Origin of the sequence: Corallococcus sicarius, assembly GCF_003611735.1 — a bacterium.
Classification (GTDB): domain Bacteria; phylum Myxococcota; class Myxococcia; order Myxococcales; family Myxococcaceae; genus Corallococcus; species Corallococcus sicarius.
Map to the genome: position 1 here is coordinate 1 of NZ_RAWG01000366.1, position 8,876 is coordinate 8,876.

Consider the following 8,876-nt stretch of genomic DNA (forward strand, 5'->3'; position numbering starts at 1 on the left):
GAGCCCCCCCGCCGCGTCCGCGACGGCCCCCGTGCCGGTGCGGGCGGAGACGCTGACGCCCGTCATCCATGAACTCGCCGGCGAGAGCGCGCTCCCCGAAGGCGTCGTCATCGAGTTCGCACTGCCGCTGCGCCCTCGCTCCGAGTCCGTCCAGGGCACGGTCGTCACGCTCACGCCCGCGGTTCCGGGCAGCCTTTCGTGGACCGGGCCCTCGTCGCTGCGCTTCACCCCGTCCTCGCCCGGCTTCACGGCCGGGACGACGTACACGGTGTCGGTGGACGCGGTGAGCACCGACAGCGGTGTCGTCAAGCCGCCGTCCGAAAGGGCCTGGCGCTACAACTTCACCACGTACGCGTTCAAGTACGTGCAGCTGTTCCCCACGCGGATGGACCTGCTCAAGGGCCACGTGGACGTGAGCGTCGTCTTCTCCGGGCCGGTGGACCTGGCCGCGGTGCGCTCGCGCGCGAGCTTCCGCGTGGGGGATGCCGCCATCACCGACATGAAGTGGAGCACCCGCGCGGACACGCGCAACGCGCTGTCGGTGACGCTCACCCACCCGAAGCTCAAGCCCTCGGCGTCCGTGGAGTTCGCGCTGCGCGAGGGGCTGCCGCTCGCGGGGGCCTCCAAGGTGACGGCTCCGGCGGCCACCGACCGCTTCGCGCTCAACGCCGGCAAGCGCACGGACATCACCTTCGTCAACCTGCAGGAGGGCGCCAGCGGCTACTTCTTCGAGGTGAGCTGCCGCGACGTGGACGCGAACGCCGAGCCCAGCCCCACGGATCAGCAGTGGGACTCGTACTACTACGACGACGACAACCGGGGCTGCTCGCTGAGCGACGCGGTGGCCCTGGAGGCCCTCCGCATCAAGCCGAAGGTGAAGTTCTCCGTCGCGCCCTCGCGCCGTGGCTTCCGCGTCTTCGGTGACTTCAAGCGCGGCCCGCACACGCTCTCCATCGCGGAGGGCACGCCCACGGTGGGCGGAGGCACGCTGCTGGGCGCGTGGTCGCGCGGCTTCTCCGTGCCCGCGCGCCAGCCCCAGGTGCGCTTCGCCACCAGCGGCCGCTACCTGCCGCGCAGCGCGTGGCGCAACCTGCCCCTGCAGCACCTCAACGTGGAGGGCGTCACGCTCACGGTGCGCAATGTGCCGCCGGAGAACCTCGTCTTCTGGATGAGCAACGACTCCCAGGAGCAGGCGGACGCGCGCACCAGCAACGTGCTCCTCAAGAAGGAGCTGCCGCTCAAGGCGACCGCGGACATGCTGCTCACCACCTACGTGGACGTGGCGTCGCTGGTGCCCGCCACCACGCGCGGCCTCGTGGAGATCACCGCCGAGCGCGGCGACTACCGCGCCGCCTCCCGCATCCTGCTCACCGACCTGAGCCTCGTGGCCAAGAAGGGCGGGGCCGCGCCGGGCTCCAAGGACTCCGGCGAGGTCTGGGTCTGGGCCCTGGGCATGGAGAGCACGGAGCCGCTGTCGGGCGTGGAGGTGTCGCTCGTGAAGCGCAGCGGCCAGAGCGTGGCCCGCTGCACCACGCAGGGGGAAGCAGGCTGCCAGCTCAAGGTGCCCGAGGCCGGCGTGGATGACAGCGAGCCCTTCGCGCTGGTGGCCCGGAAGGGCGAGGAACTCACGTACCTCAAGTACGACGAGCTCCGGACGGAGATCGCCAACTCGGACGTGCAGGGCGAGCCGTACCGCGCCGCGCAGCCGTACCGCGCCTCCGTCTGGTCCGACCGCGGCGTGTATCGCCCCGGCGACACCGCGCACGTGGCCGCGGTGCTGCGCGGCGAGGACAACCTGGCGCCGCCCGCGGGCGTGCCGGTGGAGGTGCGCGTCGTGGATCCGCGCGAGCGCGAGATCCGCAAGGTGACGCTGAAGACGAACGCGGCGGGGCTCGTGTCCCTGGATCAGCCCTTCGCGGCCTTCCAGGACACGGGCCGTTACACCGTGCGCCTGAAGGTGGCGGACCGCGAGCTGGCCTCCTACGGGCTGAGCGTGGAGGAGTTCGTCCCGGAGCGCATGAAGGTGACCGCGAGCACCCAGGTGCCCGGCTACAAGCAGGGCGAGGAGATCCCCGTGGCCGTGGAGGCCGCGTACCTCTTCGGCGGTTCGGCGGAGGGCAGCCCGGTGGAGCTGACGTGCCGGCTGGAGCCCGTGCCCTTCAAGCCCAAGCAGAACGCCCAGTACACCTACGGCCTCTGGCGGCAGGACGGCAAGGAGCCCCGGCCCGTCACGCTGGGCCAGGTGAAGGGCACGCTCGATGCGAAGGGACGGGCGGTGGTGAACTGCCCGGCCAACGCGGCCTCGGGTCCCCTCAAGGGCGCCGCGCGGCTGTCCGCTGTCGCCAGCGTCTTCGAGTCCGGCAGCGGCCGCGCCACGGTGGGCGAGGCGAACGTGCCGGTGCACCCGGAGGCCTTCTACCTGGGCCTCCAGGCCAACACCCAGAAGGTGAAGGCGGGCACGCCCTTCACGCTGTCGGGCGTGGTGGTGGACTGGAACGGGGAACTCCTCGCGGACGGCAAGGGGCCGAAGACGGTGGAGCTGGAGTACCAGCTCATGGAGGAGAACTACGGCTACTACTACGACGAGGAGTCAGGCTACGAGCGCTACCAGCGCTACCTGCGTCCGCAGCGCGAGGGCGCGGCGACGGTGAAGGTGCAGGGCGGCCGCTTCACCACCACGGTGCTGCCGGGCCATGACGGCGCGGGCTACCTGGTGCGCGCGCGCGCCGGTGCCACCCAGACGGACCTGAACCTGGAGGGAGAGGGCCGCTACTACTGGTGGGGCGAGGACTCGCGCGTGGACCAGACGCCGCGCCCGCAGAAGCCCACCGCGCTGGACCTCGTGCTGCCCGCGAAGGGCCGCGTGGGCGAGGCCCTCACGGTGAAGCTCAAGGCGCCGTACCGGGGCCGCGTCCTCTTCACGGTGGAGACCGACCGCGTCGTCACCACCGCGTGGAAGCAGGTGGAGCCCGGCGAGGTGTCCTGGAGCTTCACCCCGAAGGAGTACGCGCCCAACGTCTACGTGAGCGCGTTCCTCGTGAAGGACCCGCACCTGGAATCCGCCCAGGCGTTCATGCCCGACCGCGCCTTCGGCGTGGGCAGCGTCGCGCTGGAGCCGGTGGACTTCACCCAGGCCGTCACGCTGACGGTGCCCAAGGAGGTCCGCTCCAACGACACCCTCACCGTGGACCTGTCAGTGGAGGGCGTGGAGGGCCCCACCTTCGCCACCGTGGCGGTGGTGGACGAGGGCATCCTGTCCCTCACGCGCTTCCAGACGCCGGATCCGCTGAAGGAGATCTTCACCCGGCGCGCGCTGGGCGTGCAGACCTTCGAGACCGTGGGCTGGGCGCTGCTCGTGCCCGCGGGTGGCAACTCCAGCTCCACCGGCGGTGACGAGGCCGGTGGTGCGGCGGGCCGCGTGCAGCCCGTCAAGCCCGTGGCGCTGTGGAGCGGCGTGGTGGAGGTGCCCGCGTCCGGCAAGCTGCGCGTGCCCTTCAAGCTGCCGCAGTACCGGGGCGCGGTGCGCGTGATGGTGGTGACGGCGGGCAACAAGCGCATCGGCCGGGCCAGCGCGCAGGTGCTGGTGCGCGACCCGCTGGTGCTCCAGACGACGCTGCCGCGCTTCCTCACGCAGAACGACGACATCCAGATCCCCGTCTTCGTCACCAACCTGTCCGGCAAGGCGCAGGACGTGAAGGTGTCGCTGTCGGCGGAGGCGCTGGCGGTGCCGGGGCTCGAGATGCCCGTGGGCGTGGGCTCGCCGTTGCAGCTCGCGGGCAAGAACGAGGGCCGGGCCCGGGTGGAGGACGGCAAGTCCCACACCTTCGTGTTCCAGGGTCGCGCGGTGCAGTCGGTGGGCGCGGCCCGGCTGGTGGTGACGGTGGAGGGTGGTGGCCACACGTCGCGCGAACAGCTGGACGTGCCGCTGTCGCCCGCGGGGCCGCGTGAGCGCCGCATCCAGCAGGTGGAGCTGGCGCAGGGCACGACGGACCTGGGGCCGCTGCTCCAGGGCTGGGTGCCCACCACGGAGAAGACCACGATGTGGGTGACCAACAATCCGTACGCGAAGTCGCTCCAGCACCTCTCGTACCTGGTGCGCTACCCGTACGGCTGCATCGAGCAGACGACGTCCTCCACCCGGCCGCTGCTGTTCGTGAGCCAGCTGGTGGACCGCGTGGATCCGACGCTCGCCGCCACCGCGAAGGTGGAGGACATGGTGCTGTCGGGCATCAACCGGGTGCTGTCGATGCAGACGGCCTCCGGAGGCTTCGCGTACTGGCCGGGCAACCAGGAGCCCGTCGCCTGGGGCACGGCCTACGCGACGCACATGCTGCTGGACGCGCGCAAGCTGAAGTACCCGGTGCCGGACGACCGGGTGGAGAGCGCGCTCACGTGGCTCTCCAATGAGGTGACCCAGAAGGAGGGCAAGCTCGCGCAGGACGGCCACTCCGACCTGCACACGGAGCCGTACTCGCACTACGTGCTCGCGTTGGCGGGCAAGGGGCGCAAGGCGCGCGCGCAGGCACTGGTGACTTCGATGGAGGCGGGCGCGAAGAAGAAGCCGCTCACCGGCGAGGAGCAGGAGGACCTGTACCTGCTCAAGGCCGCGCTGTGGCTCTCTGGCGACCGGCGCTACGAGAAGGACCTGCGCACCCCGGACCTGTCGCCCGTCACCGACGAGCGCAAGAACAGCTGGTCGTTCTATTCGGACCGTCGTCGGCGCGGCATGCAGCTGAGCACCTTCCAGGACCTCTTCGGTGATGCACCGGAGGGCGAGCCGCTGGCGCGCATGGTGGCGACGGCGCTCCAGGGGCAGACCTCGGCGTACTACTCCACGCAGGAGCTGGTCTGGGGCATCACCGGCCTGGGCAAGCGGCTGCAGGGGACGGCCACCGCCTTCACGCCGCCCACGCTGACGGCCGGGGGCAAGTCCCTGACGCCGGTGCCGGAGAAGGACGCGCGCGTGACGGACCGCACCTGGGCCCTGGCGCGCGCCAGTGAGCGGGCGGGCCTGTCGCTGGACCTGAAGACGAAGGGCGAGGGCTCCGTGTACCTCATCGTCAGCAGCGAGGGCGTGCGCACGAAGCCGGAGGTGAAGGTGGGCGGCCAGGGGCTCGCGCTCAAGCGCACCTGGCGTTCGCTGGATGGCGCCACGCTGGACCTGAAGGCCGCGCCGGTGAAGCTGGCGGACCTCATCTACGTGGAGCTGGAGCTGACCAACACCACTGGCGAGCGCATCCAGAACATCGCGTTGGTGGACCGGTTGCCGGCGGGCTGGGAGATTGAAAACGCCCGGCTGGGACGGGGTGGCAGCGTGGACTGGGTGGCCGAGGACGCGCTGTGGGCCGCCGACTACGTGAACCTGCGCGATGACCGCATCGAAGTCTTCGGGGCGCTGCAGCCCCGCGAGTCGAAGAAGGTCGTCTACGCGGTGCGCGCGGTGACGGCGGGCTCGTTCACGCTGCCGTCCGCGGAGGCCGAGGCGATGTACGACTCCGCGACCTGGGCCCGCGAGTCCGCGGCCACGGTGCAGGTGTCGGGCCCCTGGAAGGACGAGCTGCTCTAGCCCCATGCGTCGCGTGCGTCTTGGTGCAAGGAAGTGGGCGGGGGTGGCGCTGGCGGGGCTCGTGCTTCTGGGCACGGGCCTCGTGGCGGCCTGGTGGGTGCCGTTGCCGGAGCGGTTGGCGGCGCCCCCCTCGGTGGTGATGGCGTACCGGGATGGCTCGCCCGCGTACGTCTTCCTCGCTCCGGACGACCGGTGGCGCATCCCCGCGCCGAAGGACCGTGTCGACCGGGCCTACGTCCGCGCACTGCTGGCGCTGGAGGACAAGCGTTTCTTCCAACATCCCGGCGTGGATCCGCTCGCGGCCCTGCGCGCCTTCGGTCTCAACCTGAGCCGGGGGCGGCGGGTGTCGGGAGCGTCCACGCTGACGATGCAGTTGGTGCGCGTGCTGGAGCCACGGCCGCGCACGTTCACCTCCAAGGTCGTGGAGTCGTTCCGCGCCGCGCAGCTGGAGGTGCGGTTGTCGAAGCAGGAGGTGCTGGAGGCCTACCTCCAGTTCGTGCCCTACGGCCGGAACATGGAGGGCGTGGAGGCGGCGGCGCTCGCGTACTTCGGGCACACGGCCGCGCACCTGAGTCCCGCGGAGATCGCCACGCTGCTGGCGGTGCCGCAGAATCCGAACCGGCGCTTCCCGTCGCCGGAGAACGCGGCCCGTCTGCGCTCGGCCCGGGACGACATTGCCCGGAGGCTGCTGGAGTCGGGGGGGCTGGGCGTGGACGGGGTGGCGTCCGACGTGGTGCTGGCGGAGGTGCGTGCGACGCAGGTGCCGGACGTGCTGAAGCCGTTCCCGAGGGAGGCGCCGCACGCGGCGGTGTGGCTCAAGGCGCGGCGGCCGGAGGCGACGTGGCTGCGCACGACGTTGGATGCGGGCACGCAGCGGTTCGTGGAGCGCACGATGGGGGACGCGGCCCGGCGCCTGGAGCGGCAGGGCATCCATAACGGCGCGGTGGTGGTGGCGGACCGTGAGGCGGGCGAGGTGCTCGCGCTGGTGGGCAACTTCAACTTCTTCGATGAAAAGAACGGCGGGCAGATCATCGGCTTCGCCACGCCGCGCTCACCGGGTTCGGCGCTCAAGCCGCTGTTGTATGCGCTGGGCATCGACCAGGGGATGGTGGGGCCGGAGACGCTGGTGACGGACATCCCGGTGGCGTACGGCGGCTATGCGCCGCGCAACTTCGACGGGCGCTTCCAGGGGCTGGTGCGGATGGAGTCCGCGCTGTCGCAGTCGCTCAACCTGCCCTTCGTGAGGCTCCTGGAGCGGCTGGGGGTGGAGGGGTTCCTGGGCTCGCTGCGGCAGGCGGGCGTCACCAGCCTGGATCCGCATCCGGGGCACTACGGCCTTTCGGCCGCGGTGGGCGGGATGGAGCTCACGCCGCTGGAGCTCGCGGGCATCTACCTGGCGCTGGCGGGGGATGGGCGGGCGCGACCGCTGCGGGTGTTGGACGAAGAGGTGCCGGCGAAGGCGGCCCGCGCGCTGGTGTCGCCCGGGGCGGCGTGGCTGACGCGGCAGGCGTTGTCGCTGAGGGACCGGCCGGACTTCCCGGAGCGGCGGCGGCTCACGGGCCTGCCGGCGCGGGTGCACTGGAAGACGGGCACGAGCTTTGGCAACCGGGACGCGTGGGCGGCGGGCTCCGGGCCGAAGCACACGGCGGTGGTGTGGCTGGGCAACTTCGACCACGCGTCCAGCGTCCACCTGGTGGGGGCGGAGAACGCGGCCCCGCTGTTGTTCGACCTCCTGGAGGGCGTGGGCCCGCGCGGCACGCTGTTGCAGGAGGAGGACGCGGCGCCGCCGACGGACCTGGTGCGCGTGGAGGTGTGCGCGTACTCGGGGCACGTGCCCACGGACGCGTGCCAGCAGCGCAAGACGATGGACGCGGTGCGCACGGCGGTGCCGACGACGCCGTGTCCGTATCACCAGCGCGTGGAGGTGGACGTGGACGTGGGCCTGTCGGTGGGGCCGGGGTGCCGCGAGGGGCGCCGCACGGAGTCGCGCGTGTACCTGTCCTGGCCGTCCAGCCTGCGCCGCTGGCTCGCGGAGCAGCAGCGTCAGCTTCCGGAGCCGCCGCCGCTCGCGCCCGGCTGTGTCGCGGGAGGGGAGCGGGACACGCCCACCATCCTCTCGCCGCCGGAAGGGATGGTGGCACTGCTCATCCCCGGCTTGCCCGCGAAGGAGCAGGAGGTGCCGCTGGAAGCGGAGGCCGCGCATGACCGGGAGCTGACCTGGTTCGTGGACGGAGCCTTCCTGGGCACCGCCCGCGCCGCCGAGCGCCTCTGGTGGCAGCCGACGTTGGGGACCCACGACATCCTCGTCACCGACGACCGGGGCCTCACCGCAAGGCGCACGCTGGTGGTGCGCGAGCGCGATTGAGCCACACCGGCCCCGAAGCGCCATGGCTCCGGGGCAGGGTACGACGAAGGTGCACGGCTCGAAGCAACGCGGCTTCGATGCGTGCGCACCTCGGATGCCGCTACGCCATCATGAGCCGCGAACGCCCGCGGCCACCTGTCGCGCCAGCGCTACGCCACTGAGGAACGCGCCCTCCACGCGAGGCCCCGCGCACCAGTCGCCGCAGGCTCCCAGCCCGGTCTCCGCGTCGTACAGCGCGGGCGTATCCAGCGGCGGCGCAGGCATCGCGTAGCGCCAGCGATGGGCCACCGCCTCCACCGCGCGCACGTCCGTGCCCAGGGCCCGTGCAAACGCCTCCACGAGCTTCGGAGCCATCTCCTCCGGCGTCTCCTCCAGGTGCGCCGCGCTGTACTCCGGCGACCCGTGCAGCACCCACCGCTCTCCCGCGGGCCGCCCGGGCTTGCTCATCTCGCGCGACACCCACGACAGCGGAGAGTCCTTCACGAACGCGCCATCGAGCGCCAGGGCCACCGGCGCCTCGAACCGCGCCATCACCGCCCAGCACGGTGACAACCGGGCCGCCTTCGCCTGCTCCGCCAACGCGGGCGCACCGGCCAGCAGCGGCACCGCCTGCGGCGCGGGCACCGCGGCCACCACCACCTCCGCCACTCCCAGGTCCTCGCCCGCGTCCGAGCCCAGCCGCCACGCGCGGCCCTCGCGCACCAGCCGCTCCACCCGGACACCACTCCGCACGTCCAGCCCGTCCGCGAGCCCCTGCGCCACCGAGTTCATCCCCGGCGCGCCCACGTACCGCACGGACTCCCTCGCCGAAGGCGTCACCGCGCCGTGCTCCAGCGTCCCGATGCGCCCCTGCCACTCCGCCGCGAGCCCCTGCGCCACCCACGCCTCCACCTGCGCACGGAAGAGCGGATCCCGCGCGGTGAAGTACTGCGCCCCGTGGTCGAA

The 8,876-nt window shown here is 72.0% G+C and carries 3 protein-coding genes; 2 read left to right on the forward strand and 1 reads right to left on the reverse strand.

Going from position 1 to position 8,876, the window contains the following annotated elements; translation table 11 throughout:
- On the forward strand, positions 1-5,566 hold a 5,566-nt coding region (locus D7X12_RS35725; RefSeq protein WP_120629682.1), incomplete at its 5' end, for an Ig-like domain-containing alpha-2-macroglobulin family protein.
- Positions 5,567-5,570: 4 nt separating this feature from the next.
- Positions 5,571-7,931, forward strand: a complete 2,361-nt coding sequence (pbpC, locus tag D7X12_RS35730) for a penicillin-binding protein 1C (protein ID WP_120629683.1) — start codon at positions 5,571-5,573, stop codon at positions 7,929-7,931.
- A gap of 108 nt (positions 7,932-8,039) precedes the next feature.
- On the opposite strand, the gene D7X12_RS35735 is transcribed toward pbpC, so the two are convergent.
- Positions 8,040-8,876: NAD(P)/FAD-dependent oxidoreductase (locus D7X12_RS35735; RefSeq protein WP_120629684.1), on the reverse strand; the 837-nt coding region annotated here is incomplete at its 5' end.

Coding starts and splice junctions, on each gene's coding strand:
- pbpC (WP_120629683.1), top strand. CDS start 5,571: ATGCGTCGCGTGCGTCTTGGTGCAAGGAAGTGGGCGGGGGTGGCGCTG.